Annotated in this window: 23 protein-coding genes; all 23 read left to right on the forward strand. The window is 48.2% G+C overall.

Annotated elements, in window-relative coordinates:
- Positions 1–47: 47 nt before the first annotated feature.
- The 23 genes from gmd (at position 48) to ugd (ending at position 26,403) form a co-directional block, all read left to right on the forward strand.
- A complete protein-coding gene (gene gmd, locus MUA00_RS12315; protein WP_271123329.1) occupies positions 48–1,169 on the forward strand; it encodes a GDP-mannose 4,6-dehydratase in 1,122 nt (373 codons plus the stop codon).
- A gap of 2 nt (positions 1,170–1,171) precedes the next feature.
- Positions 1,172–2,137 (forward strand): GDP-L-fucose synthase, encoded by a 966-nt coding sequence (fcl, locus tag MUA00_RS12320; protein ID WP_271123330.1) that lies wholly within the window; start codon positions 1,172–1,174, stop codon positions 2,135–2,137.
- Between the two features lie 2 nt (positions 2,138–2,139).
- Positions 2,140–2,619 carry a GDP-mannose mannosyl hydrolase gene (locus MUA00_RS12325; RefSeq protein ID WP_271123331.1) on the forward strand — a complete coding sequence of 160 codons (480 nt, stop codon included), beginning with the start codon at positions 2,140–2,142 and terminating at the stop codon, positions 2,617–2,619.
- Positions 2,616–3,857, forward strand: a complete 1,242-nt coding sequence (gene wcaI / locus MUA00_RS12330) for a colanic acid biosynthesis fucosyltransferase WcaI (protein WP_271123332.1) — start codon at positions 2,616–2,618, stop codon at positions 3,855–3,857. Before MUA00_RS12325 ends, wcaI begins: the two co-directional genes overlap by 4 nt.
- Complete coding sequence (gene cpsB / locus MUA00_RS12335) at positions 3,854–5,290, forward strand: mannose-1-phosphate guanyltransferase (RefSeq protein WP_271123333.1); 1,437 nt, start codon at positions 3,854–3,856, stop codon at positions 5,288–5,290. Before wcaI ends, cpsB begins: the two co-directional genes overlap by 4 nt.
- A 73-nt stretch (positions 5,291–5,363) precedes the next feature.
- The gene (cpsG, locus tag MUA00_RS12340) at positions 5,364–6,734 is read left to right on the forward strand and encodes a colanic acid biosynthesis phosphomannomutase CpsG (protein ID WP_271123334.1); all 1,371 of its coding nucleotides are present in this window, start codon (positions 5,364–5,366) and stop codon (positions 6,732–6,734) included.
- A gap of 154 nt (positions 6,735–6,888) precedes the next feature.
- Entirely contained in the window at positions 6,889–8,283 is a 1,395-nt protein-coding gene (gene wcaJ, locus MUA00_RS12345) for an undecaprenyl-phosphate glucose phosphotransferase (RefSeq protein WP_271123335.1), read from the forward strand.
- 11 nt (positions 8,284–8,294) lie between these two features.
- Positions 8,295–9,773 (forward strand): MOP flippase family protein, encoded by a 1,479-nt coding sequence (locus MUA00_RS12350; protein WP_271123336.1) that lies wholly within the window; start codon positions 8,295–8,297, stop codon positions 9,771–9,773.
- Positions 9,774–9,797: 24 nt separating this feature from the next.
- A complete protein-coding gene (gene wcaK / locus MUA00_RS12355) occupies positions 9,798–11,078 on the forward strand; it encodes a colanic acid biosynthesis pyruvyl transferase WcaK (protein ID WP_271123337.1) in 1,281 nt (426 codons plus the stop codon).
- The gene (gene wcaL, locus MUA00_RS12360; protein WP_271123338.1) at positions 11,075–12,295 is read left to right on the forward strand and encodes a colanic acid biosynthesis glycosyltransferase WcaL; all 1,221 of its coding nucleotides are present in this window, start codon (positions 11,075–11,077) and stop codon (positions 12,293–12,295) included. The genes wcaK and wcaL overlap by 4 nt, the downstream gene beginning before the upstream one ends.
- 29 nt (positions 12,296–12,324) lie before the next feature.
- The gene (gene wcaM, locus MUA00_RS12365) at positions 12,325–13,752 is read left to right on the forward strand and encodes a colanic acid biosynthesis protein WcaM (protein ID WP_271123339.1); all 1,428 of its coding nucleotides are present in this window, start codon (positions 12,325–12,327) and stop codon (positions 13,750–13,752) included.
- A gap of 177 nt (positions 13,753–13,929) precedes the next feature.
- Positions 13,930–14,826, forward strand: a complete 897-nt coding sequence (gene galF, locus MUA00_RS12370) for a UTP--glucose-1-phosphate uridylyltransferase GalF (protein ID WP_271123340.1) — start codon at positions 13,930–13,932, stop codon at positions 14,824–14,826.
- Positions 14,827–15,206: 380 nt separating this feature from the next.
- On the forward strand, positions 15,207–16,292 hold the full coding sequence (gene rfbB / locus MUA00_RS12375; protein ID WP_271123341.1) for a dTDP-glucose 4,6-dehydratase: 1,086 nt from the start codon (positions 15,207–15,209) through the stop codon (positions 16,290–16,292).
- Positions 16,292–17,191, forward strand: a complete 900-nt coding sequence (gene rfbD, locus MUA00_RS12380; protein WP_271123342.1) for a dTDP-4-dehydrorhamnose reductase — start codon at positions 16,292–16,294, stop codon at positions 17,189–17,191. Before rfbB ends, rfbD begins: the two co-directional genes overlap by 1 nt.
- A 60-nt stretch (positions 17,192–17,251) precedes the next feature.
- The gene (gene rfbA, locus MUA00_RS12385) at positions 17,252–18,124 is read left to right on the forward strand and encodes a glucose-1-phosphate thymidylyltransferase RfbA (RefSeq protein ID WP_271123343.1); all 873 of its coding nucleotides are present in this window, start codon (positions 17,252–17,254) and stop codon (positions 18,122–18,124) included.
- Positions 18,125–18,160: 36 nt separating this feature from the next.
- On the forward strand, positions 18,161–18,940 hold the full coding sequence (locus MUA00_RS12390; RefSeq protein ID WP_271123344.1) for a glycosyltransferase family protein: 780 nt from the start codon (positions 18,161–18,163) through the stop codon (positions 18,938–18,940).
- 25 nt (positions 18,941–18,965) lie between these two features.
- Positions 18,966–19,517, forward strand: coding sequence for a dTDP-4-dehydrorhamnose 3,5-epimerase (rfbC, locus tag MUA00_RS12395; RefSeq protein ID WP_271123345.1), 552 nt, complete (start codon positions 18,966–18,968; stop codon positions 19,515–19,517).
- A gap of 2 nt (positions 19,518–19,519) precedes the next feature.
- Entirely contained in the window at positions 19,520–20,434 is a 915-nt protein-coding gene (locus MUA00_RS12400) for a glycosyltransferase family 2 protein (RefSeq protein ID WP_271123346.1), read from the forward strand.
- On the forward strand, positions 20,431–21,489 hold the full coding sequence (locus MUA00_RS12405; RefSeq protein ID WP_271123347.1) for an EpsG family protein: 1,059 nt from the start codon (positions 20,431–20,433) through the stop codon (positions 21,487–21,489). Before MUA00_RS12400 ends, MUA00_RS12405 begins: the two co-directional genes overlap by 4 nt.
- Before the next feature lie 111 nt (positions 21,490–21,600).
- Entirely contained in the window at positions 21,601–22,350 is a 750-nt protein-coding gene (locus MUA00_RS12410; protein ID WP_271123348.1) for a glycosyltransferase domain-containing protein, read from the forward strand.
- A gap of 121 nt (positions 22,351–22,471) precedes the next feature.
- Positions 22,472–23,341, forward strand: coding sequence for an ATP-grasp fold amidoligase family protein (locus MUA00_RS12415; RefSeq protein ID WP_271123349.1), 870 nt, complete (start codon positions 22,472–22,474; stop codon positions 23,339–23,341).
- Between the two features lie 242 nt (positions 23,342–23,583).
- Positions 23,584–24,990 carry an NADP-dependent phosphogluconate dehydrogenase gene (gndA, locus tag MUA00_RS12420; protein ID WP_271123350.1) on the forward strand — a complete coding sequence of 469 codons (1,407 nt, stop codon included), beginning with the start codon at positions 23,584–23,586 and terminating at the stop codon, positions 24,988–24,990.
- Positions 24,991–25,236: 246 nt separating this feature from the next.
- Positions 25,237–26,403: a UDP-glucose 6-dehydrogenase gene (gene ugd / locus MUA00_RS12425; RefSeq protein ID WP_271123351.1), complete on the forward strand. Its 1,167-nt coding sequence runs from the start codon at positions 25,237–25,239 to the stop codon at positions 26,401–26,403.
- Positions 26,404–26,532 lie beyond the last annotated feature (129 nt).

Raw genomic sequence — 26,532 nt, forward strand, 5'->3', positions numbered from 1 at the left:
ATTTAGCAATAAGGCGCTTAATTTTATCTTCAATCATAGGAATTATTATGACTAAAGTAGCTCTCATCACGGGTGTAACCGGACAAGACGGCTCCTATCTGGCGGAACTGCTGCTGGAAAAAGGTTACGAAGTGCATGGCATCAAACGCCGCGCCTCCTCTTTCAACACCGAACGCGTGGACCATATCTATCAGGACCCGCACGCCAGCAACCCGAAATTCCATCTGCACTACGGCGATCTGACAGACAGCTCCAACCTGACCCGTATTCTTTCCGAAGTGCAGCCGGACGAAGTGTATAACCTGGGCGCGATGAGCCACGTGGCGGTTTCTTTCGAATCCCCGGAATACACCGCCGATGTGGATGCGATGGGCACGCTGCGCCTGCTGGAGGCCATCCGCTTCCTGGGCCTTGAGAAGAAAACCCGTTTCTATCAGGCTTCTACTTCTGAGCTCTACGGCCTGGTGCAGGAAATCCCGCAGAAAGAGACCACGCCTTTCTATCCGCGTTCCCCGTATGCGGTGGCGAAACTGTACGCTTACTGGATAACCGTTAACTACCGCGAATCCTACGGCATGTATGCCTGTAACGGCATCCTGTTCAACCACGAATCCCCGCGCCGCGGCGAAACCTTCGTGACCCGTAAAATCACCCGTGCGATCGCCAACATCGCCCAGGGCCTGGAAAAGTGCCTGTACCTCGGCAACATGGATTCCCTGCGTGACTGGGGCCATGCCAAAGACTACGTGAAAATGCAGTGGATGATGCTGCAGCAGGAAACCCCGGATGACTTCGTGATTGCCACCGGCGTGCAGTATTCCGTGCGTCAGTTCGTGGAAATGGCCGCGGCGCAACTGGGCATCAAACTGCGCTTTGAAGGCACCGGCGTGGAAGAGAAGGGCATCGTGGTTTCCGTAACCGGACACGACGCGCCGGGCGTGAAGCCGGGCGACGTGATTGTCTCCGTCGACCCGCGTTACTTCCGTCCTGCTGAAGTGGAAACCCTGCTGGGCGACCCGACCAAGGCACACGAAAAACTGGGCTGGAAACCGGAAATCACCCTGCAGGAGATGGTCGGTGAGATGGTGGCGAAAGACCTGGAAGCAGCGAAGAAACACTCCCTGCTGAAGTCCCACGGTTACGAGGTTGCCATCGCGCTGGAGTCCTGAGCATGAATAAAAAACGTATCTTTGTTGCCGGCCACCGTGGGATGGTCGGTTCGGCCATCGTCCGCCAGCTTGAGCAACGTGATGACGTCGAACTCGTGCTGCGTGGCCGTGATGAACTGAATCTGCTGGACGCCGCCGCGGTGAACGCCTTCTTTGCCGAGGCGCGTATCGACCAGGTGTACCTGGCCGCCGCGAAAGTGGGCGGGATTGTGGCGAACAATACCTACCCGGCGGACTTCATCTACGAAAACATGATGATTGAGAGCAACATCATTCACGCCGCGCATACGCACAACGTGAACAAGCTGCTGTTCCTCGGCTCATCGTGCATTTATCCGAAGATGGCCAGCCAGCCGATTGCGGAAAGCGAGCTGCTGCAGGGCACGCTTGAAGCCACCAACGAGCCGTATGCGATTGCCAAAATCGCCGGGATCAAGCTGTGCGAATCCTATAACCGCCAGTTTGGCCGCGATTACCGCTCGGTGATGCCGACGAATCTGTACGGGCCGAACGATAACTTCCACCCGAGCAATTCTCACGTTATCCCGGCCCTGCTGCGCCGCTTCCATGAAGCGACCGAGCAGAGCACGCCGGATGTGGTGGTGTGGGGCAGCGGCACGCCGATGCGCGAGTTCCTGCACGTGGATGACATGGCGGCCGCCAGCATTCATGTGATGGAGCTGGACCCGGAAGTGTGGGCGGAAAACACCGAACCGATGCTGTCGCACATCAACGTCGGCACCGGCGTGGACTGCACCATCCGCGAGCTGGCGCAGACCATCGCGAAGGTGACGGGCTACCGTGGCCGCGTGGTGTTCGATGCGTCAAAACCGGACGGTACGCCGCGCAAACTGCTGGATGTGACCCGTCTGCGCCGTCTTGGCTGGTATCACGAGATCGCCCTGGAGCCTGGCCTTGCCAGCACCTACCAGTGGTTCCTCGAAAACCAGTCCCGGTTCCGGGGGTAAGCATGTTTCTGAGTCAGGAAGATTTCGCCACCGTAGTCCGTGCTACGCCGCTAATCTCCATCGATCTCGTTGTGGAAAACCTGGCGGGTGAATACCTGCTGGGGTTGCGCACCAATCGCCCTGCCCAGGGCTTTTGGTTCGTGCCGGGCGGACGGGTGCAGAAAGATGAAACCCTGGCCGACGCTTTCGTCCGTTTAACCGAGGCGGAGCTGGGCCAGCGCTTCACGCTTGAGGACGGGGAGTTTTACGGCGTGTGGCAGCACTTTTACGACGACAATTTTTCAGGGCAGGATTTTTCCACCCACTACATCGTGCTCGGCTACCGCCTGCGGGTGGATGACAGCAGGCTGACGCTGCCTGTCGAGCAGCACAGGGACTACTGCTGGCTGACGCCGGAAGCGTTACTGAAGCGCGATGATGTGCACGACAATAGCCGCGCCTATTTCATCAGACAAGGCAAAGGCAAGGTACCCGGTTTATGAAAATTCTGGTCTACGGCATTAACTACTCACCGGAGCTGACCGGTATCGGGAAATACACCGGTGAAATGGTGGAGTGGATGACCAGCCAGGGCCATGAGGTGCGCGTTATCACCGCACCTCCTTATTATCCGGTCTGGGAAGTTCATCCGGATTATTCGGCATGGAAGTATAAAAAAGAGCAGGGTGCTGCGACCGTCTGGCGCTGCCCGTTGTACGTGCCGAAACAGCCTTCCACCTTAAAGCGCCTGATTCATTTAGGCAGCTTTGCGGTGAGTTCTTTCTTCCCGCTGCTGGCGCAACGTCGCTGGAAGCCGGATCGCATTATCGGCGTGGTGCCGACTCTCTTTTGCGTACCGGGCATGCGGTGGCTTGCAAAACTGAGCGGGGCGCAAACGCTGCTGCATATTCAGGATTACGAAGTGGACGCTATGCTCGGTCTGGGCATGGCGGGCGGCGGCAAAGGCAAAGTTGCGAAGCTTGCTCAGCGCTTCGAACAGAGCTGCCTGCATAACGTCGACAATGTGTCGACGATTTCGCGCTCGATGATGAACAAGGCCATCGAGAAGGGCGTTGATCCGAAACGCGTGATCTTCTTCCCGAACTGGTCGGAAGTAGAGCGTTTTCGCGATGTTTCGGCGCAGGAAGTGCAAATTGTGCGCGAAAGCCTGCGGCTGCCAGCAGACAAAAAGATAATTCTGTACTCCGGCAACATCGGGGAAAAACAGGGCCTGGAAACGGTTATTGATGTTGCTGAGCGCTTTGCGGAGCAGCCGTATCTGTTTGTGATTGTCGGTCAGGGCGGCGGGAAAAAACGCCTCGAAAAAGGGGTAGCGGATCGTGGCCTGCATAACGTGGCGTTCCATCCGTTGCAGCCTTACGACGCTTTGCCTGCGCTATTGCGTGTTGCCGATTGCCATCTGGTTATTCAGCGCCGCGGCGCAGCAGACGCCGTGCTGCCGTCCAAGCTGACCAACATTTTGGCCGTTGGCGGCAATGCGGTGATTACCGCTGAGCCGGAAACCGAGCTCGGTCAGCTTTGCGAACTGTATCCCGGCATTGCCGTGTGCGTGGAGCCAGAGTCTGCCGACGCGCTGGCCGTCGGGATTGAACGCTGCCTGCAATTACCCGCGCACAATACGGTGGCACGTGAGTATGCCGAACGCACGCTCGAAAAAGAGAACGTGCTGAGTCAATTTATTGCAGCTATCTCTCCACAAGATGTCGGGGTTAAATCATGAGTCATTCGCAGCTTTATCCGGTCATTATGGCTGGCGGGAACGGCAGCCGTTTGTGGCCTCTGTCCCGCGTGCTTTACCCGAAACAGTTCCTGTGCCTGAAAGGGGAACTGACTATGTTGCAAACCACCATCTGCCGCTTAAACGGCGTACAGTGCGAAAGCCCGGTGGTTATCTGCAACGAAGAACACCGTTTTATCGTCGCTGAGCAGCTTCGCCAGCTCAACAAGCTGACGGAAAATATCGTGCTGGAGCCTGCCGGACGCAACACCGCTCCGGCCATCGCGCTGGCGGCTTTGGCTGCCATTCGCAATCAGCCGCAGTCCGATCCGCTGATGCTTATCCTTGCCGCCGACCACGTGATTCAGAATGAAGATGCTTTCCGCGAAGCGGTGCGTAACGCGCTGCCGTATGCCGAAGCGGGCAAGCTGGTGACGTTCGGCATCGTGCCGAATTTGCCGGAAACGGGCTACGGCTACATTCGCCGTGGACAGCCAGAAACGGCCGGCGTGGACGCTGTGGCGTTTAGCGTGGCGCAGTTTGTCGAGAAGCCGGATGCTGAAACCGCGCAGGGCTACGTTTCCAGCGGCGAATACTACTGGAACAGCGGCATGTTCCTGTTCCGCGCCGGGCGTTACCTCGAAGAGTTGAAAAAATTCCGTCCGGATATTCTGGCCGCGTGCGAAAACGCTATGGCGAACGTTGACCCGGATCTGGATTTTGTGCGCGTGGATGAAGCGGCCTTCCTGGCCTGCCCGGACGAGTCAATCGACTACGCGGTAATGGAAAAAACCGCCGATGCGGTAGTGGTGCCGATGGACGCGGGCTGGAGCGACGTGGGCTCCTGGTCTTCCCTGTGGGAAATCAGCGCCAAAAGCCCGGAAGGGAACGTGCATCACGGCGACGTGATAAGCCATGAAACGGAAAACAGCTATATCTATGCGGAATCCGGCCTCGTGACGACGGTTGGCGTTAAAGATTTAGTTGTGGTGCAGACCAAAGACGCCGTGCTTATCGCCGACCGCGATCACGTTCAGAGCGTGAAGAAGGTTGTTGAGCAGATTAAGCACGACGGCCGTCATGAACACCACAATCACCGCGAAGTCTACCGCCCGTGGGGTAAATACGACTCCATCGATTCCGGCGACCGTTATCAGGTGAAGCGCATCACCGTGAAGCCGGGCGAAGGTTTGTCTTTGCAGATGCACCATCATCGGGCTGAACACTGGATTGTGGTGGCGGGCACGGCGAAAGTCACCCTTGGCGATGACGTGAAGCTGCTGGGCGAAAACGAGTCCATCTATATTCCGCTGGGCGTGACGCACTGCCTGGAAAACCCCGGCAAAATTCCGCTCGACCTGATTGAAGTGCGTTCCGGCACTTACCTCGAAGAAGACGACATCGTCCGTTTTAAAGACCGTTACGGGCGCATTTAACGCGTAAACATTCATCATTCCCCGCAGCCTGACTCTGCGGGTTGGGTAACTGTTGCCCGAAGGAGCGAAAACGATGCAAAAATTGACCTGTTTTAAAGCCTATGACATTCGCGGCAGGCTGGGTGAAGAGCTGAACGAAGACATCGCGTGGCGCATTGGCCGCGCCTACGGCGAATACCTGAAGCCGAAAACTATCGTGCTGGGCGGCGACGTGCGTCTGACAAGCGAAGCCCTGAAGCTTGCGCTGGCGCGCGGTCTGCAGGATGCGGGCGTGGATGTGCTGGATATCGGCCTGTCCGGCACCGAAGAAATCTACTTTGCCACCTGGCATCTGAAGGTGGACGGCGGCATTGAAGTCACCGCCAGCCACAACCCGATGGACTACAACGGCATGAAGCTGGTGCGCGAGGGCGCGCGTCCCATCAGCGGCGATACCGGCCTGCGCGACGTGCAGCGTCTGGCGGAAGCCAACGACTTTCCGCCGGTCGATGAGGCGAAACGCGGCAGCTACAAACAGATTTCCGTGGTTGAGGCGTACATCGACCACCTGTTCTCCTACATCAACGTGAAGAACATCAAACCGCTGAAGCTGGTGATTAACTCCGGTAACGGCGCTGCGGGCCCGGTTATCGATGCCATCGAAGCGCGCTTTACAGCCCTGAACGTGCCGCTGACTTTTGTGAAAGTGCACAACACCCCGGACGGCAACTTCCCGAACGGCATTCCTAATCCGCTGCTGCCGGAGTGCCGCGACGATACGCGCAATGCGGTGACTGAGCACGGTGCGGACATGGGTATCGCGTTTGACGGCGATTTCGACCGCTGCTTCCTGTTCGATGAGAAGGGGCAGTTTATCGAGGGTTATTACATCGTCGGCCTGCTGGCGGCGGCGTTCCTCGAAAAACAGCCCGGCGCGAAAATCATTCACGACCCGCGTCTGAGCTGGAACACGGTGGATATCGTTGAGCGCGCGGGCGGCACGCCGGTGATGTCGAAAACCGGGCATGCGTTTATCAAGGAGCGTATGCGCCAGGAAGACGCCATCTACGGCGGCGAGATGAGCGCCCACCACTATTTCCGTGATTTTGCCTACTGCGACAGCGGGATGATCCCGTGGCTGCTGGTGACCGAGCTGCTGTGCCTGAAGGGCAAAACGCTTGGCGAGCTGGTGCATGATCGCATGGCGGCGTGGCCGGCAAGCGGCGAAATCAACAGCAAGCTGGCGGACCCGAAGGTGGCGATTGAGCGCGTGCATCAGCACTTTGCGCCGCATGCCACGGATATCGACCACACCGACGGGGTGAGCATGGCGTTCGGCGACTGGCGCTTTAACCTGCGCTCCTCAAACACCGAGCCGGTGGTGCGTCTGAACGTGGAGTCGCGCAGTAACGAACAACTGATGCAGTCCCGAACGCAGGAAATTATGGCGCTGCTGAATCAGTAATTTGTGGGTATGGATCTCCGGACATTTGTAGGGTGGATAAACGCAGCGCCATCCACCGCGTGGCTGCTTAAAAGCACGGCGGATGGCGCAGGCTTATCCGCCCTACACGTTCAGGGAAGAGGGAATCCGTCACCCTTTTAATAAAGGTAAAACGATGACAAATCTAAAAAAGCGCGAGCTGCCAAAAACGAACGCATCGTTAATCTCTATGGTGCAACGTTTCTCAGACATAACCATTATGTTTGTTGGGTTATGGGTGGTGTGTAAGGTCAACGCGTTGCCGTTTTTGTACATGCATCTGCTGATGGCCCTGCTTACCCTCGTTGTATTCCAGATGATTGGCGGCATTACCGATTTTTACCGCTCCTGGCGCGGCGTGAAGATTTCCAGCGAACTGCTTTTGCTGTTGCAAAACTGGACCCTGAGCCTGATTTTTAGCGCCGGTCTGCTGGCCTTTAATCCTGATTTTGACGGCTCGTTCTGGGTCTACTTTGCCTGGTATGTGTTGACCAGCTTCGGCATGGTCGTGTGCCGCTCGTTTATCCGCTTTGGCGCGGGCTGGCTGCGCAACATGGGCTATAACACTCGCCGTATCGCTATTGCCGGCTCCCTGCCGGTGGGCCGCGCGCTCGCCAGCAGTTTCCGCAATGAACCCTGGTTAGGTTTTGAGGTCACCGGGGTTTATGACGATATGCAGCCTGCCACCGATCTTGGCGACTATGCCGGCAGCTTCGCGGACCTGCTGGAAGAAGCGCGCTCCGGGCGAATCGATAACGTTTATATCGCTATGGCGATGAGCGAAGAAGCGCGCATTAAAAAGCTGGTGCGCGAGCTGACCGACACCACCTGTTCGGTGCTGCTTATTCCTGACGTTTTCACCTTCAATATTCTCAACGCCCGTACCGAAGAGGTGAATGGCGTGCCGGTTGTGCCGCTGTTTGATACGCCGCTTAACGGCATCAACCGCATACTCAAGCGCCTGGAAGATATTGTGCTCGCTCTAATGATTCTGCTGCTGATTTCCCCGGTGCTGCTGTGCATCAGCGTGGCGGTGAAGGTGACTTCGCCGGGACCGGTTATTTTCCGTCAGACCCGTTACGGAATGGACGGCAAGCCGATTAAGGTGTGGAAATTCCGCTCCATGAAGGTGATGGAGAACGACGCGGTGGTGGTACAGGCTACGAAAGGGGATAAGCGTATTACGCCGGTCGGTAACTTCCTGCGTCGCACCTCTCTTGACGAGCTGCCGCAGTTCATCAACGTGCTGCTGGGCGGGATGTCGATTGTCGGCCCGCGTCCTCACGCCGTGGCGCATAACGAGCAGTATCGTTCGCTGATTGAAGGCTACATGCTGCGTCATAAGGTGAAGCCTGGCATTACGGGCTGGGCGCAGATTAACGGCTGGCGTGGCGAAACGGATACGCTGGAGAAAATGGAAAAACGCGTTGAGTTTGACCTGGAATATATCCGCGAATGGAGCCTGTGGTTCGACATAAAAATCGTCTTCCTGACGATTTTCAAAGGCTTTGTTAACAAAGCCGCGTATTAAGTGAGCCACCAATGAGCCTGAGAGAAAAAACCATCAGCGGCGCCAAATGGTCCGCCCTTGCGACGGTCATTATTATCGGCCTGGGGCTGGCGCAGATGACCGTGCTGGCGCGAGTGGTGGATAATCACCAGTTCGGCCTGCTGACGGTGTCGCTGGTGATTATCGCCCTGGCGGATACGCTGTCGGATTTTGGTATCGCCAACTCCATTATTCAGCGTAAAGAGATAAGCCATCTTGAACTGACAACGCTTTACTGGCTGAACGTGGGCCTGGGCTTAGTCGTCTTCGCAGCGGTGTTTTTGCTGAGCGATTTTATCGCCAGCGTGCTGAACACCCCGGCGCTTGCGCCGCTAATTAAAACGCTGTCTTTTGCGTTTGTCATTATTCCCCATGGCCAGCAGTTCCGTGCTTTGATGCAAAAGGAGCTGGAGTTCTCAAAGATTGGTTCGATTGAGACGATTTCCGTGCTGGCGGGCTTTAGCGTGACGGTGAGCGCTGCGATGTATTATCCGTTCGCCATGACCGCCATTGTCGGCTACCTGGTCAATACCCTGGTGCGTACCGCTTTGTTTGGTTTTTTTGGCCGCAAAATTTACCGCCCGGGCTTTCATTTTTCGCTTAAATCAGTCGGTTCCAACCTGAAGTTTGGCGCCTGGCTGACTGCGGACAGCATCATCAACTATGTGAATACCAATCTTTCGACGCTGGTGCTGGCGCGCATCCTCGGCGCAAGCGTAGCCGGGGGCTATAACCTCGCTTATAACGTCGCGGTGGTGCCGCCGATGAAGCTCAACCCGATTATTACCCGCGTGCTGTTCCCGGCCTTTGCCAAAATCCAGGATGATACCGACAAGCTACGCGTTAACTTCTACAAGCTGCTGTCGATTGTCGGGATCATTAACTTTCCGGCGTTGCTCGGCCTGCTGGTGGTGTCGAATAACTTCGTGCCGCTGGTGTTTGGCGAGAAGTGGCAGTTTATTACGCCGATTCTGCAACTGCTGTGCGTGGTGGGCCTGCTGCGCTCCATCGGGAATCCGATTGGTTCGCTGCTGATGGCGAAAGCGCGCGTGGACATCAGCTTCAAATTCAACGTCTTTAAAACCTGCCTGTTTATCCCGGCGATTATCGTTGGCGGGCATCTCGGCGGTGCGCTCGGCGTGACGCTTGGCTTCCTGTTCGTACAGGTGGTGAACACGGTGCTGAGCTACTTCATCATGATTAAACCGGTGCTGGGCTCAAGCTACCGGGAGTACATCTTAAGTCTGTGGCTGCCGTTCTATCTTTCCATTCCAACGCTTGTGGTGAGTTATGCGTTGGGCGTGCTGCTTGCGGGACATTTATCCCTTGCAGCTTTGCTTGGCGTGCAGATTGCCGCCGGTGCGGCTTCCTTTATCGTCATGCTGGCGCTTTCCCGTAACGCTCTGGTGGTGGAAATGAAACGCCAGTTTTGTCGCAACGATCGTTTAAAAGCGCTGCTTCGCGCGAGCTAAGAACCCCAAAGAGGTCCTGACATTATGAAATTATTGATTCTTGGCAATCACACCTGCGGTAACCGCGGCGACAGCGCTATTCTGCGCGGGTTAATTGATGCCATTACCACCATTGATGAAAGCGTGCAGGTTGATGTGATGAGCCGCTATCCGGTGAGCTCTGCCTGGCTGCTGGGCCGCCCGGTGCTGGGCGACGGTCTGTATAAGCAGATGAAACAGCACAATAATGCCGTAGGGCTGATGGGGCGCGTTAAAAAAGTGCTGCGCCGTAAATATCAGCATCAGGTTTTAATGGCGAAAGCCACCGACCGCGGACGACTGCGCAATATCTCTATTCCGCAGGGCTTTATCGACTTTGTGAAATCGCTGCAAAAATATGACGCGATTATTCAGGTTGGCGGATCTTTCTTCGTCGATTTGTACGGCGTTTCTCAGTTCGAACACGCGCTGTGCAGTTTTATGGCGAAAAAGCCGGTGTACATGATTGGCCACAGCGTAGGCCCGTTCCAGGACCCGCAGTTCAACCAACTGGCGAGCTACGCGTTTGGCAACGCGAAGGCGCTGATCCTGCGTGAATCCGTCAGCCTTGATTTGATGAAGCAGAGCAACATCGATACCCGCAAGGTTGAGCAGGGCGTGGATACCGCCTGGCTTGTTGAGCATCACAGCGAAAGTTTTGTGCCGAGCTACGCGGTGCAGCACTGGCTGGAAATCATCAGGCGTAAGAAAACCGTCGCCATCACTTTGCGAGAGCTGGCGCCGTTTGATAAACGCCTCGGCACCACGCAGAAAGCCTACGAGCAGGCGTTTGCCGCCGTGGTCAACCGCGTGATTGAACAGGGTTATCAGGTGCTGGCGCTTTCAACCTGTACGGGCATCGACAGCTATAACAAAGATGACCGCATGGTGGCGCTGAATCTGCGTCAGTATGTGAACGATCCTGACCAGTATCACGTGGTGATGGACGAGCTTAACGACCTTGAGATGGGCAAAATCCTTGGCGAGTGCGAGCTGACCGTTGGCACGCGTCTGCACTCCGCTATTATTTCGATGAACTTTGGCACCCCGGCCATTGCCATCAATTACGAACACAAATCCGCGGGCATTATGCAGCAACTGGGCATGCCGGAAATGGCCATTGATATCCGTCAGCTTCTTGACGGTTCGTTGCAGGGCGTTGTTGCAGATGTGCTGGGCCAGTTGCCAGCTATTAATGAGCGCCTTGTTCAGGCGGTGCGTGCTGAACGTGAAACTGGCCTGCGTATGGTTGAGTCCGTGTTAGCCCGCGTGAAGGAGGCCAAATGAAGGTTGGCTTCTTCCTGCTTAAATTCCCCGTAGCTTCCGAAACCTTTGTGCTCAATCAGATCGTTGCGTTTATCGAGATGGGCTATGAGGTTGAAATCGTCGCCATCCAGAAAGGAGATTTGACCAACACTCACGCGGCGTTCAAAGAGTACAACCTCGCTGAAAAAACAACGTGGCTGATGGATGAGCCGGAAGGAAAGGTGGCGAAACTGCAGTCCCGCGCGTTGAATACGCTGCGCGGTTCGCTGCGCCCCCGTACATGGCGGGCGCTGAACGCTTCGCGCTACGGCGAAGAGGCCCGGAATTTAATTCTGTCTTCAATTTGCGGGCGTAACCCGCAAACGCTGCAGGCGGATGTCTTTATCGCCCACTTTGGCCCGGCTGGCGTAACCGCTGCCAAGCTGCGCGAGCTGGGGCTGCTGCAAGGAAAAATCGCGACTGTTTTCCACGGCATTGATATCTCAGGGCGTGAGGCGCTGGCGCACTACACGCCCGAATATCAAAAGCTGTTTGCGCGCGGCGATCTGATGCTGCCTATAAGCAATTTGTGGGCCGGGCGGCTGGAGAAAATGGGCTGCCCGCCAGCGAAAATTGCCGTTTCACGCATGGGCGTGGACATGGACCGTTTCTCGCTGCGCCCGGTTAAAGCTCCCGCCAAAACGCTTGAGATAATTTCCGTCGCGCGTCTGACCGAGAAAAAAGGGCTGCACGTGGCGATTGAAGCCTGCCGCCTGCTCAAAGAGCGCGGCGTGGATTTTCGTTACAACATACTTGGCATCGGCCCGTGGGAAACCCGTCTGCGCACGCTTATCGAACAGAATCAACTGGACGACGTGGTGTTTATGCCGGGCTTTAAACCGAACCACGAAGTAAAGGCGATGCTGGATGAAGCAGACCTGTTTTTATTGCCGTCCGTTACCGGCGAGGACGGGGATATGGAAGGTATTCCTGTCGCGTTAATGGAAGCGATGGCGGTAGGCATTCCTGTGGTATCGACCGTTCACAGCGGCATCCCTGAGCTTATTGATGCCGGCCGTTCAGGCTGGCTGGTGCCGGAATACGACGCCGTTGCGCTTGCCGACAGGCTGCAGGCCTTTGCCGATGTCGAAGAAAACGAGCTGGAACCGATGCTGACCCAGGCCCGCAAGAAAGTCGAAACCGAATTTAATCAGAAAGTTATATATCAAAAGCTAGCCCGTCAGCTCCATACGCTGTAAACCCACCGAGTGAAGCTTCACGAGGACGTATGCGCAAAAGATTTGAATCCACAGTCCCTTCATTTTCCTCCTCCCGCCGCAGGCTGTTATGGGCCAGTTCAGTACTGGCCGCAGCGCCCTTAGTTTTATCTCGCACGGTTCTGGCTGCCGGCGGCAAAAGCGAGGTAAACATTCAGAAATTCTACAATGGCGACTGGCCTGCAGCGTTCAAACAGGCCTTTGCCGCTGCCGATGCCGTTGTCGTGCCCAATGATTTGGTCTGCGACAATATCAACACCGCGATTTTTATGCCGGAGAATAAGACGCTGCGGGTAGCTGGCGGCCTTAAGGGCAACGGCAAAGGACGTTTTGTCTTGCAGGATGGGTGTAAAATCCTCGGCGAGAAAGGCGGACGTTTTAATAACATTATCCTGGACGTTCGCGGGTCTGACTGCACCATTCAGGGCATTGATATGAGCGGCTTCGTGCCGGTGATGCAAATTTATATCGGCGGCAGGGATAAGCGCACCATGCGTAACCTCGTCATTGATGACATCACTATCCATGACGCCAACTACGGCATACTTCGCCAGGGTTTTCACAACCGCATGGAGAACGTGAAGATAACCAACGGTCACTTCAGTCATTTACAGGGCGATGCCATCGAGTGGAACGTGGCGATTAACGACCACGATCTGCTTATCTCCGATCATGTGATTGATAACATTGATTGCACCAACGGCAAGATTAACTGGGGGATTGGCATCGGCCTTGCGGGAAGCACTTACAATAATGAGTATCCGGAAGACCAGGCGGTGAAGAATTTTGTGGTGGCTAACATCACCGGCAGCAATTGTCGCCAGCTTGTTCACGTTGAAAACGGTAAACATTTCATTATTCGCAATGTGAAGGCGCGCAATATTAATCATACTTTCAGCAGGAAGGCCGGAATTGATAATGCCACGGTAGCCATTTATGGCTGTGATAATTTCGTGATTGATAATATAGATATGGTGAATAGCGCAGGGTTCCTTATTGGCTATGGTGTTATTAAAGGCAACTATTTGTCTATTCCGCAAAACTTCCGGCTTAACGACATCACGCTTGATAACAGCAACATGTCGTATAAGGCCCGGGGCATTCAAATCTCTTCCGGTAACGCCACTTCGTTTGTCGCTATTACTAACATGACAGTGAAGGGGGCGACGCTTGAGCTGAACAACAAGCCTCAGCACCTTTTCCTGAGAAATGTCAATGTGATGCAGCGTGCAGCCGTAGGGCCTGCGCTGAAGCTGCGCTTTGATTTACGCAAGGACGTGCGGGGCCGCTTTATGGCGAAAGAAGACACGCTGCTTTCGCTGACCAACATTCATGCGGTCAATGAGAAAGGACAGAGTTCAGTGGATATCGACCGCGTAGATCATAAGCATGTGAACACCAGTAACCTTAATTTTGCTCTACCACCGTTGCGTAAATAAACAATCAAGCGACTTTACGATTTTTCTGAGCCCTTATTGACTTTAATAAGGGCTTTTTAGTTTTGTATCCCACGAGCCGGGGGATAAGATGAAGTACAAACTTTGGGGATCAATTCATGCTGGCATCAGAGCACGAAAAGACTATAATCCCTCAACCATTTTAGAGGTGGGCTGAATATGATTAATTTGAAAGCAGTTATCCCGGTAGCCGGTCTTGGCATGCATATGTTGCCTGCGACAAAAGCCATCCCGAAAGAGATGCTGCCGATTGTCGATAAGCCGATGATCCAATACATCGTCGATGAAATCGTGGCCGCGGGTATCAAAGAAATCGTGCTGGTAACCCACTCTTCCAAGAACGCGGTTGAAAACCATTTCGACACGTCTTATGAGCTTGAAGCACTGCTGGAACAGCGCGTGAAGCGCCAGTTGCTGGCTGAAGTGCAGTCAATTTGCCCGCCGGGCGTGACCATTATGAACGTCCGTCAGGCACAGCCACTTGGGCTTGGCCATTCCATTTTGTGCGCGCGCCCTGTCGTTGGCGATAACCCATTTGTCGTTGTGCTTCCGGATGTGGTGCTGGACAACGCAAGCGCTGACCCACTGCGCTATAATTTGGCTGCAATGGTAGCGCGCTTCAATGACACTGGCCGCAGCCAGGTTCTGGCGAAACATATGCCGAATGAAGACCTCTCCGCTTATTCCGTTATCACAACACAAGAATCGCTGGATAACGACGGGCAGGTGAGCCGCATCGTCGATTTCGTCGAGAAACCAGACCAGCCGCAAACCCTGGATTCAGACCTGGCAGCCGTTGGCCGCTATGTGTTGTCTGCGGATATCTGGGCGGAACTGGAAAAAACCGAACCGGGCGCATGGGGCCGTATTCAGTTAACGGATGCCATCGCCGCGCTAAACAAAAAACAGCCGGTAGAAGCTGCTCTGATGACAGGTGAGAGCTACGACTGCGGCAAGAAAATGGGTTACATGAAAGCGTTTGTGGAGTACGGCCTGCGTAACCATAAGGAAGGGCAGAAGTTCCGGGATAGCATCCAGAAGATGCTGGCTCGTTGATTTTAAGCCGATGAAAAAAAATCTCTTATGAGAAGAACGGCAGTTAAAGTGGCAATGGGGTTGCGATTGGGCAGCTTTGTTGGGGCTGACTGCCGTTTTTTTATGTAAGGCAAAAGGAAGGGGAATCTGCTGGTTAGCGAGCCTATTGGCATAAATAAGATTTGGCTGTTGTTTATTCCAATGTGTTCCGCCTCGACAATATTTGTACGAGACATAAAGCGAGTAGCAAATATCAGTATTCTGGTAGCTGTTAAGCCAGGGGCGGTAGCGTGGTTAAAGGCTTTGTTAGACTCATTCCCGTGTTTTCATCTTACTCAGGATTATCATCTTCAGTATAAGTCTTGAAGATAATCATTACATATTAGAGAGAGAATATTTTCGTGAAAATTCTTGTTACTGGTGGTGCCGGTTTTATCGGTTCTGCGGTCGTTCGTCACATCATAAATAATACTCAAGACAGCGTCGTTAACGTCGATAAATTGACCTATGCGGGTAACCTGGAATCCCTGGCAGAAGTCTCCGATAGTGAGCGCTATGCGTTTGTTCAGGCAGATATTTGCGACAGAAATGCTTTAGATAAGATTTTTGCAGAACATCAACCAGACGCGGTAATGCACCTGGCGGCGGAAAGCCATGTTGATCGTTCTATTACCGGGCCTGCTGAATTTATCGAAACCAATATTGTCGGGACTTATACCCTTCTGGAAGCTGCTCGGGCCTACTGGTCTCAATTAAATGATAGCTGTAAAGCAGGCTTTCGTTTCCACCATATCTCTACGGATGAAGTTTACGGCGATTTACCGCATCCGGACGAACGTCCGGCAGGTGAAGAATTACCTCTGTTTACAGAAACAACTTCTTATGCGCCGAGCAGCCCATATTCTGCTTCTAAAGCATCCAGTGACCACCTGGTTCGTGCGTGGCAACGTACCTATGGCTTGCCGTGTATCGTGACCAATTGTTCAAACAATTACGGCCCGTTCCACTTCCCTGAAAAACTGATCCCATTAGTAATCCTCAATGCTCTTGAAGGCAAAAACCTGCCGGTATATGGCAAAGGCGATCAGATTCGCGACTGGCTCTATGTGGAAGACCATGCACGTGCGCTTTATACCGTAGTAACTCAGGGCCAGATTGGTGAGACATACAATATTGGTGGCCATAACGAGAAGAAGAATCTCGATGTTGTAATGACGATTTGTGGCTTATTGGATGAACTGGTCCCTAAAACCACTTCATACCGTGAACAAATCACCTACGTTGCAGACCGTCCGGGACATGATCGTCGCTATGCTATTGATGCCAGTAAAATCAGCCATGAACTGAACTGGAAACCACAGGAAACCTTCGAGAGCGGTATTCGTAAAACCGTACAATGGTATCTGTCAAACCAGCAATGGGTCGAAAATATTAAGAGCGGGGCCTATAAAAATTGGATTGAGCAAAATTATGGGGATCGCAAGTAATGAATATCCTTCTGTTTGGCAAAACAGGCCAGGTCGGCTGGGAACTACAGCGCTCTCTGGCCCCGTTAGGCAATATAATTGCAGTTGATGTGCATTCGACTGAATATTGCGGTGATTTCAGTAATCCAGAAGGCGTTGCGGAAACCGTACGCCGAGTGAAGCCTGATGTAATTGTAAATGCAGCAGCACATACTGCCGTAGATAAAGCCGAAAGCGAGCGTGATTTTGCGCAATTGCTTAATGCGACGAGCGTAGAAGCTATTGCTAAAGAAGCAGAAAAAATCAACGCATGGCTGGTTCATTATTCTACGGATTATGTTTTCCCTGGCGATGGTGAAAAACCATGGCAGGAGACAGATGCTACAGCGCCCCTTAATGTGTATGGCGAAACAAAATTAGCTGGTGAAATTGCTGTGCAACAATACTGTACCAGGCATCTGATTTTTCGTACCAGTTGGGTATATGCCGGGAAAGGAAATAATTTTGCAAAAACCATGCTGCGCCTGGCTAAAGATCGTGCAGAGCTAGCTATTATTAACGATCAGTTTGGAGCACCAACCGGGGCAGAGCTATTAGCTGATTGCACAGCGCATGCAATTTCCACCGCATTGCGCAAACCAGAGGTAGCAGGGCTTTATCATCTTGTTGCTTCTGGTACCACAACCTGGTTTGATTACGCTAACCTGGTATTCGCTGAAGCGAAAAACGCTGGTCTGGTACTTGCCGTTAATAAAACTAATCCAGTACCTACATCTGCATACCCTACACCAGCGAAACGGCCTCATAACTCCCGGCTAGATACTTCGAAGTTCCAGCAAACATTTAACTTAACATTGCCTTGTTGGGATGTTGGCGTGAAGCGTATGCTGGCCGAGCTTTTTGCGGCTTCGAATGCATAATAAATAATATTAACAGTGCTCAAGCTAAAGAGCGCTTTCAATACATTGGGATATCAAATAATGACTTCACGTAAAGGAATTATCCTCGCTGGTGGTTCTGGTACTCGCCTGTACCCGGTAACAATGGCCGTCAGCAAACAACTTTTGCCTATTTATGACAAGCCGATGATCTATTACCCACTCAGCACATTAATGCTGGCGGGCATTCGAGACATCCTCATCATCAGTACTCCACAAGATACACCGCGCTTCGAACAATTGCTGGGAGACGGTAGCCAGTGGGGTTTAAATCTTCAGTATAAAGTGCAGGATAATCCGGATGGTTTGGCACAGGCGTTTATCATTGGCGAAGAATTCATTGGTAACGATGATTGTGCATTAGTTCTTGGCGACAATATTTTCTACGGCCATGATTTGCAAAAGCAGCTTGAAAATGCCGTGGCAAAAGAGTCAGGAGCTACGGTCTTTGCTTATCATGTTCACGATCCTGAACGTTATGGCGTTGTTGAGTTTGATAAAGATGGCAAGGCCATCTCCCTTGAAGAGAAACCACTTGAGCCAAAAAGTAATTATGCGGTTACAGGACTTTATTTCTATGACAATAGCGTTGTAGAAATGGCTAAAGGTCTGAAGCCTTCAGATCGTGGTGAATTGGAAATTACAGATATTAACCGTATCTATATGGAACAGGGCCGCATGTCAGTAGCCATGATGGGCCGCGGTTATGCATGGTTAGATACCGGCACGCATCAGAGCCTTATCGAAGCGAGCAACTTCATTCAGACCATTGAGCTGCGCCAGGGGCTAAAAGTCGCTTGCCCTGAAGAGATAGCGTTTCGAAAAGGGTTTATTGATGCCGAGCAAGTAAATAAATTAGCACAGCCATTGTCAAAAAATGCTTATGGGAAGTATTTGTTAAATATGATTAAGTAATCATCAGATAATTTAATGTTATATACAGAAGAAATAATGGGTATGGGAAATTTTATAAGCGTAATATCACATGGTCACGCTGCGTTGATAAAAGAACTAAATGTATTGTCTAAATTAGCCATAAGCAACACAGTGATTATTAAATGTAATAAAGAAAGCGATGTCGTTGCGTTAGAAGGGTATTGTAAAAAAAATAATATTCATCTTATTACTGATAACTATGGCTTAGGTTTCGGTGCGAATAATAACTTAGTATTTAACTATTGTAGAAAAAATCTCGGATTGAAAGCTGAAGACTATTTCATTGTAATGAACCCTGACTTAGAAATAGATACATATGAACTTAAAAAATTAAATTGCTATGTATTAGAAAACGCATCAAAATTATCGACTATAAATTTATATAAAAATGAGGAAAAAACAGTCTCAGATGACGCAATAAGAAAGTACCCTAAAATGGGGGATTTTTTTCTATCATTAGTATTAAAGAAAAATCGTTCTAAATATAATAAGACGCTGATTGAAAAACCTACGGAAGTTGATTGGGCTGCAGGTTCTTTCCTGATGTTTCAAGCGGATCATTATCAGCAACTTGGTGGATTTGATGAGAAATATTTTATGTATTGTGAAGACATAGATATTTGTTATCGTTCTAGTTTATTAAAGCATAAGCCAATATATTATCCAGATGTTACGGCTGTTCACTATGCGAAACACGCTAACAGATCCTTTTTATCAAAACATTTCTTCTGGCATCTTAAGAGTGCTTTATTATTTCTTGCGATGCGATATAAAAACCCAATTAAAATCAATTAATGTGCCTTTTTAGTAGAGAGTGTTTATGAATTTTGTCGAAACAGAAATAAAAGATGTGAAAATTATTGAACCAAAAGTGTTCGGTGATTCGAGAGGCTTTTTTTATGAAAGTTTTAATGAAAAAAAGTTTATAGACGAAACTAAACAAAATATAATTTTCTGTCAAGATAACCATTCAAAATCTTCACGAGGGGTTTTACGAGGCCTACATTTTCAACGAAACCCCTATGCTCAAGGAAAACTAGTTCGATGCATTGCAGGATCGGTTTTTGATGTTGCAGTGGATATTAGAATAGATTCGCCAAGTTATGGTAAGTATGTGAGCGTAGTTCTGTCTGCAGAGAATAAGAAACAATTGTGGATACCTGCGGGTTTTGCTCATGGATTTTTGACATTAGAGGATAATACTGAATTTGTATATAAAACTACAAATTATTATCATCCGGAAAGTGAAGGTTGCATTGTATGGAATGACAAACAATTAAATATAAATTGGCCAGTTATCGGAGAAATAAAGTTATCTGATAAAGATAATTTAGGAATGACATTGGCGCAATACATTGAAGAATTTAATTAAATATGAATGCAAATGTGCTGGCAGTAATTGTACTGTATAATCCTAACATCATTATTCTCGATGCCTTAATCAAAAGTATAATTGATCAAGTTGAATATCTCTGTGTGGTTGATAATAGTCCATCCCCTGCTGAATATTCAGTTAACCAATTATTAAAGGAACATATCCATAAAAGCATTTATCTCCCTTTTCATGACAACTTAGGCATCGCAACTGCACAGAATAAAGGAATTAAGTGGGCGAAGGATAATGGATTTACACATGTATTGCTTTTAGATCAAGACAGTCTTTTGCCTCCAAATATGGTTTCTGAATTATTGTCTGATGAGAATAAGTTAGTAAGGATTGGCTACAAAGTTGCTGCTATAGGTCCTTCTTTCATTGACCAGAAAACTAACGAAACGACATCCGCTGTAGAAACAGGATTTTTAAGAACCAAAAAGAAAACTGTTTCCAGCGAAAATACCCTCCCGGTAAAAAGTGATTATATAATTGCCTCTGGCTCATTGATCCGCATAAGTACTTTAGATACCTTGGGGGGTATGAGAGAAGAGTTATTCATTGATTGGGTAGATATTGAATGGGGGGAACGATGCCACAATGCGGGATATTTTTCATTTATATCCAGAAATGTTATCATGCAGCATAGCATTGGAGATGAGCATATTAATATTTTAGGGAAAATAATATATTTGCACTCTGATTTCAGAAATTATTTCATAGTTCGAAATGCTGTCTATCTGTCAAAAGATCCATCGATTCGATGGAAATTGAGGTGTTCTATGTTTCTAAAAACACCTTATTACATCACGCTTTTCTCTTTACTTTCTAAAAAGAAAATTTACTCTTTCAGGTTACTTCTTAGAGCAGTTATGGATGGGCTTCGCAATAAAATGGGGAAAGGTTATTTTAAATGACACCATACTACACCTTCCTTTTTTTAACCCTATTTTTGGTTACCCTAAGTAGTGTGATGAAAAAACAGTCAAAAGCGTTAAGTGATCTCGCTTGGCTGTTTCTTCTTTGCTCTTTAGCTGTGATTGCAGCTATTAGGGCACCAGGTGTGGATCGTGACTATTATAATTATTTAAGCTGGTTTGGTTTAATAAACTCAAGTTTTACTGACGCAATTGCAGAAAATAAAGATTTGGGTTTTGTTTACTTGTACAAAATAATATCCTTTTTAACTCCTGAACCTTGGCTTTTCTTCTTTGTAATAAGCTTGCTTGCTTTGCAGTTTAAGAGAAAATTTGCGGTGACCATATTTAATGGTCGTTTTGTCGGGATGCTATTCTTGCTTATAATTGCAAGATTTTATTTGCTACATGAATTTACTCAAATTCGTGCTGGTTTAGCAATAGCTTTAAGTTCATATGCGGTTGTTATAAACCTAAACAATAAAAATAAACATAGTCATATTTATTTTTTGATGGCTATTTTAATGCATCTTTCGACAATTTTAATACCGGCGTTATTGATGGCATATAAAATTTTCCCATTCGTTCGGAAAAGATATTTTTTATTATTACTACCTTTGCTAGGATTTTGTTCTGCTGGTGTATCTATATTAATTTTAAGAAATATTGAAATGCACCGTTTATTAATTTATGCGGATGCAGACCAATTACAAGGCGTTTCATTATTATCTTTTTATTATATTGTGCGATTTGCAGTTTATTATTTTATTTTAATTAGGGTTTATGATTATCTAGAACCTTCAAAAAAAGCTATTGTTTATTTTTCTGCTGTCAGTTTATTCAGTAATGCGGCGTTTTCATGGAGTAGTGTAATATCATTAAGAATCGTTGAATTATTGGGAATGTTTGACTTAGCTATGTTTATACTTCCTGTCTTGTATGTCAAAAATAATAGTGTTTGGATATATAAACTATTAGTGGTTATATTAGCAGTAATTCTGTTTACTTCAACCGTAAAGATTATGAATCCCTATGAAACTTTTTTATTTAATTAGTAGTGACCAGCGGTATGTTTGTGAGTTTTAGCTGTTGTCATTAAGATATATGTCAGTCTTATTTCCTGAGTTGAAACCGCGTTTGCAAGAATATCAAGTTTGAGGTTTTTTATGAATCATATGAAAGTTGTTTATACTGCTCTTTTTGGTAATTATGATCAATTGATATCTGCACCGATTAGCTCAGAAGAAATTTGTTATATTTGTTTTACTGATCAAAAAATAAAAGACTCAAAGGGTTGGCGCATAATTCAAGTGGATTCAGAAGCCTCGAATTTTTCAAAGGCAATGTTAAACCGATATTATAAAATCAATCCACATCTATTTTTTAGTGATTATGATAGCAGCCTTTATGTTGATGCAAATATCGAAATCATCAAAGACCCATCTTTTCTATTTGATAAATATCTTAAGAATGCAGATATAGCTGTACCAAAACATTTCTCCCGGAACTGTATTTTTTCCGAAGCTACCGAGTGCATTATAGTTGGTAAAGATAAAGCTAGCCGAATTCGAAAGCAAATGAAAAAATATAAAGCAGAAGGCATGCCAGAAAATTTTGGGCTGGGTGAGAATAATATTATTTTCAGAAATCATAATGATATTAAAGTTAAAAAAATTATGGGCGAGTGGTGGCGTGAGATGAATACGGAATCGTCTCGAGATCAATTAAGCTTTGGATATATACTTTGGAAAAATAAATCTCAATTTCTTTATATGGATGAGTCATCTAGAGCTGGTAAGGGTTTCTTTAAGTATCATATGCATAATGAGGTTGCAAGTAAACGGCATGTATCAAGGATGCATCATAAGCTTTCTGTAAAATTCCGAAAAGTGATTTATTTTAATCTCAAATATTAAAGACTTGGTCTCCGAGTTTAAAATTCAAATATGATAAAATCCTCGACGTTTAACAGAAATTCATATTGGCAATATTTTTTCCAACTATTTCAGTTAAAGTTCAATTTGGCATGGGATATTTATGTTACAAGTAAAAAAAATATTAAGAGAGCTAAGAGCCCGTTTATTCCCCGATGCTTTATATTTAGAACATGTCTTCGTAAAGCAAGTAGGCTACAAACTGAACCTAAAGAATCCCCAAACCTTCAATGAGAAGTTGCAATGGTTGAAAATTAATTATCGTAAGCCACTATTAACGCAGTGTGCTGATAAATATGCTGTACGAGAATACATTGCAACGGTTATTGGTGAACAATATTTAATACCTTTGATCCATGTGACTGATGAACCAAATGATTTACTTACTTTTGAGTTCCCTGATTACCCTTGTATTGTAAAATCTAATCATGATAGTGGCGGTTATCAGATCATCAGAGATAATAACGTTGATCGAAATAAATTAGTTACTGATGCAAGCGGATGGATTAAAAATAATCATTTCTATAAAACAAAAGAATGGCAATATAAAAATATTAAGCCTAAGATTATTATTGAAAAATTACTAATGGACGAGAATGGTCATATACCAAATGATATAAAATTTAGTTGCATAAATGGCCGCGCTGAAATTGTTCATGTTGATTCAAATAAAGAAGTTAAGCATTTACGAAATAATTATACTCGTGAGTTCGAACCGCTCGCCATGAACTGGCCAGCAGAGTATGATCGTAATGTCTATTTTCCTAAGTCCAAAGTTTTCCCTGAAGCCAGGCAACTAGCAGAAATACTTGCTAAACCTTTCCCTTTTGTGCGTGTTGATTTCTATTTTGTAGGTGAAAACATATATTTCGGGGAGCTTACGTTTCATCCAACTTCAGGCTTTGGCCGTTTTTCACCCAACTATTATGACTTCAAATATGGAAGCAAATTAACTTTGCCAAAAGTTATTTGATTTATTTTTGTCAGTTATAATGCCTTTGTTAATGCTTTAATCCCTGTATAGTTAAATTTTCTTATATAATATTTGCGTGATGTCCACGAAGCAAAATAGTTTTACATATACTATTAATCATCAATTTATTATTCAGCACAGCACTTTTTTCTATTGCTATCATCTAATCTTAAGTTAACATCTAAGCCACATTCTAAGCTGCGCATATAACGCGCAGTGACCACACCTGACAGGAGTATATGATGTCCAAACAACAGATCGGCGTTGTCGGTATGGCAGTGATGGGGCGCAACCTGGCGCTGAACATCGAAAGCCGTGGCTACACCGTCTCCGTTTTCAACCGCTCCCGCGAAAAGACCGAAGAAGTAATTGCTGAGAACCCAGGCAAGAAACTGGTTCCTTTTTATGCGGTGCAGGAGTTTGTTGAATCGCTGGAAAAGCCTCGTCGTATCCTGTTAATGGTGAAGGCTGGCGCAGGCACTGATGCAGCCATCGATTCTCTAAAACCGTACCTTGATAAAGGCGACATTATTATTGATGGCGGTAACACATTCTTCCATGACACCATCCGTCGTAATCGTGAACTGTCTGCAGAAGGCTTCAACTTCATCGGGACCGGTGTTTCCGGCGGTGAAGAGGGGGCGCTGAAAGGCCCATCCATCATGCCAGGCGGCCAGAAAGAAGCTTACGAATTGGTTGCACCGATTTTGACTAAAATTGCTGCGGTAGCAGAAGACGGCGAGCCTTGCGTGGCCTATATTGGTCCAGACGGCGCTGGTCATTACGTTAAAATGGTACATAACGGCATCGAATACGGCGATATGCAACTAATTGCAGAAGCCTACGCACTGTTGAAAGGTGGCCTGAATCTATCCAACGAAGAGCTGGCGCAGACTTTCACCGAGTGGAATGAAGGTGAACTGAGCAGCTATTTGATCGATATCACTAAAGATATCTTCACTAAGAAAGACGAAGAGGGTAAATACCTTGTTGATGTGATTCTAGATGAAGCCGCAAACAAAGGCACCGGTAAATGGACCAGCCAGAGCTCCTTGGATCTGGGTGAGCCATTGTCACTGATCACCGAATCCGTGTTCGCACGTTACATCTCTTCTCTAAAAGAGCAGCGTGTTGCTGCATCTAAAGTGCTATCCGGCCCACAGGCTGAGCCAGCCGGTGACAAAGCGGAATTCATCGAGAAAGTCCGTCGCGCGCTGTACTTGGGCAAAATCGTTTCTTACGCTCAGGGCTTCTCTCAGTTACGCGCTGCGTCTGATGAGAACAGTTGGAACCTGAACTACGGTGAAATCGCGAAGATCTTTCGTGCTGGTTGCATTATCCGCGCCCAGTTCCTGCAGAAAATTACCGACGCTTATGCTGAAAATGCTGGCATCGCAAATCTGTTGCTGGCTCCATACTTTAAGCAAATTGCTGATGACTATCAGCAGTCACTGCGTGATGTGGTGGCCTATGCTGTTCAGAACGGTATTTCAGTGCCGACGTTCTCTGCAGCTATTGCTTACTACGATAGCTACCGTGCCGCTGTGTTACCTGCGAACCTAATTCAGGCACAGCGTGACTACTTCGGTGCGCATACCTATAAGCGTATTGACAAAGAAGGTGTGTTTCACACCGAATGGCTGGATTAATCTGGTTTAACTCAATTCGATAGCAAGGCCCGGTGATAATGACCGGGCTTTTTTATTGATACAAATCCCTAGCCACTCATGTCACCAAGTTCTCCTTGATATCAAAAATATATTGCAGAATAAGTTGCTGCTTTAGTTCTTCTTTGCAGAATGGTCCTCGCTTTAACAGTGAAAAACCACAAAGGTTGTTTATTGTGGCGATGCTGTTTATGCTTCCTTATATACAAATGTGAAAAAATAGAACGAATGAAAATAACAATTTCAGGAACAGGCTATGTTGGTCTCTCAAACGGTATCCTGATAGCACAAAACCATGAAATAGTCGCGCTGGATATCGTGCAAGCCAAAGTGGATATGCTTAACCAAAATATTTCTCCTATTGTTGACAAAGAGATTCAGGAATATTTAACAAGCAAGCCGCTTAACTTTCGTGCTACCACGGATAAAAAAGATGCCTATAGCGGCGCCGATTATGTAATTATCGCCACGCCGACGGACTACGATCCGAAGAGCAATTACTTCGATACCTCAAGCGTTGAAGCCGTTATTAAGGATGTTATCGCGATTAATCCAAATGCAGTTATGATTATTAAATCCACGATTCCAGTCGGTTTTACTCAGTCGATTAAAGAAGCGCTGGGTATTGACAACGTGATTTTCTCACCAGAATTCCTGCGTGAGGGTAGGGCACTTTATGACAACCTGTATCCGTCACGTATTGTCATCGGTGAGCGCTCTGAGCGTGCAGAACGTTTTGCCGAATTGTTACAGGAGGGGGCTATCAAAAAAGATGTCCCAGTATTGTTTACCGATGCCACGGAAGCAGAAGCAATTAAACTTTTCGCCAATACCTATCTGGCCATGCGTGTAGCCTATTTCAATGAGCTGGACAGCTACGCCGAAAGTCTAGGGCTGAACACGCGTCAGATCATTGAAGGTGTTTGCCTCGACCCGCGCATCGGTAACCACTACAATAATCCATCCTTTGGCTACGGTGGCTACTGTCTGCCAAAAGATACTAAGCAACTGTTAGCTAACTATCAGTCTGTACCCAACAATCTGATCTCAGCGATTGTGGATGCTAACCGTACGCGTAAGGACTTTATTTCTGATTCTATTTTGGCGCGTCAGCCGAAAGTAGTGGGCGTGTACCGTTTGATCATGAAGAGCGGTTCGGATAATTTCCGCGCATCGTCTATTCAGGGGATCATGAAGCGTATCAAGGCGAAAGGTGTTCAGGTTATTATTTACGAGCCAGCGATGAAAGAGGATGAATTTTTTCATTCACGTGTGGTGCGTGAATTGAGTACGTTCAAGGAAGAGGCGGATGTGATTATTACGAACCGAATGGCAGAAGAGTTGGCTGATATTTCCGAAAAGGTTTATACTCGTGATTTATTTGGTAACGATTAAATTTCTTCTCTAAGTCTAATGGCCGTATGTAAATAGTGCTAATGTTTACTATGAGCACTATTTATTGTAACTATACTAAGTAATAAGTTCTACTATAGCCCTCTAACATCAAACTTGATTGCTAAAATT

It is taken from the genome of Dryocola boscaweniae (assembly GCF_025215095.1).
GTDB lineage: Bacteria > Pseudomonadota > Gammaproteobacteria > Enterobacterales > Enterobacteriaceae > Dryocola > Dryocola boscaweniae.

Excerpts from the sequence above, each read along its gene's own strand:
- gmd (WP_271123329.1), top strand. The coding sequence starts at position 48 with ATGACTAAAGTAGCTCTCATCACGGGTGTAACCGGACAAGACGGCTCC.
- fcl (WP_271123330.1), top strand. The coding sequence starts at position 1,172 with ATGAATAAAAAACGTATCTTTGTTGCCGGCCACCGTGGGATGGTCGGT.
- MUA00_RS12325 (WP_271123331.1), top strand. The coding sequence starts at position 2,140 with ATGTTTCTGAGTCAGGAAGATTTCGCCACCGTAGTCCGTGCTACGCCG.
- wcaI (WP_271123332.1), top strand. The coding sequence starts at position 2,616 with ATGAAAATTCTGGTCTACGGCATTAACTACTCACCGGAGCTGACCGGT.
- cpsB (WP_271123333.1), top strand. The coding sequence starts at position 3,854 with ATGAGTCATTCGCAGCTTTATCCGGTCATTATGGCTGGCGGGAACGGC.
- cpsG (WP_271123334.1), top strand. The coding sequence starts at position 5,364 with ATGCAAAAATTGACCTGTTTTAAAGCCTATGACATTCGCGGCAGGCTG.
- wcaJ (WP_271123335.1), top strand. The coding sequence starts at position 6,889 with ATGACAAATCTAAAAAAGCGCGAGCTGCCAAAAACGAACGCATCGTTA.
- MUA00_RS12350 (WP_271123336.1), top strand. The coding sequence starts at position 8,295 with ATGAGCCTGAGAGAAAAAACCATCAGCGGCGCCAAATGGTCCGCCCTT.
- wcaK (WP_271123337.1), top strand. The coding sequence starts at position 9,798 with ATGAAATTATTGATTCTTGGCAATCACACCTGCGGTAACCGCGGCGAC.
- wcaL (WP_271123338.1), top strand. The coding sequence starts at position 11,075 with ATGAAGGTTGGCTTCTTCCTGCTTAAATTCCCCGTAGCTTCCGAAACC.
- wcaM (WP_271123339.1), top strand. The coding sequence starts at position 12,325 with ATGCGCAAAAGATTTGAATCCACAGTCCCTTCATTTTCCTCCTCCCGC.
- galF (WP_271123340.1), top strand. The coding sequence starts at position 13,930 with ATGATTAATTTGAAAGCAGTTATCCCGGTAGCCGGTCTTGGCATGCAT.
- rfbD (WP_271123342.1), top strand. The coding sequence starts at position 16,292 with ATGAATATCCTTCTGTTTGGCAAAACAGGCCAGGTCGGCTGGGAACTA.
- rfbA (WP_271123343.1), top strand. The coding sequence starts at position 17,252 with ATGACTTCACGTAAAGGAATTATCCTCGCTGGTGGTTCTGGTACTCGC.
- MUA00_RS12390 (WP_271123344.1), top strand. The coding sequence starts at position 18,161 with ATGGGTATGGGAAATTTTATAAGCGTAATATCACATGGTCACGCTGCG.
- rfbC (WP_271123345.1), top strand. The coding sequence starts at position 18,966 with ATGAATTTTGTCGAAACAGAAATAAAAGATGTGAAAATTATTGAACCA.
- MUA00_RS12400 (WP_271123346.1), top strand. The coding sequence starts at position 19,520 with ATGAATGCAAATGTGCTGGCAGTAATTGTACTGTATAATCCTAACATC.
- MUA00_RS12405 (WP_271123347.1), top strand. The coding sequence starts at position 20,431 with ATGACACCATACTACACCTTCCTTTTTTTAACCCTATTTTTGGTTACC.
- MUA00_RS12410 (WP_271123348.1), top strand. The coding sequence starts at position 21,601 with ATGAATCATATGAAAGTTGTTTATACTGCTCTTTTTGGTAATTATGAT.
- MUA00_RS12415 (WP_271123349.1), top strand. The coding sequence starts at position 22,472 with ATGTTACAAGTAAAAAAAATATTAAGAGAGCTAAGAGCCCGTTTATTC.
- gndA (WP_271123350.1), top strand. The coding sequence starts at position 23,584 with ATGTCCAAACAACAGATCGGCGTTGTCGGTATGGCAGTGATGGGGCGC.
- ugd (WP_271123351.1), top strand. The coding sequence starts at position 25,237 with ATGAAAATAACAATTTCAGGAACAGGCTATGTTGGTCTCTCAAACGGT.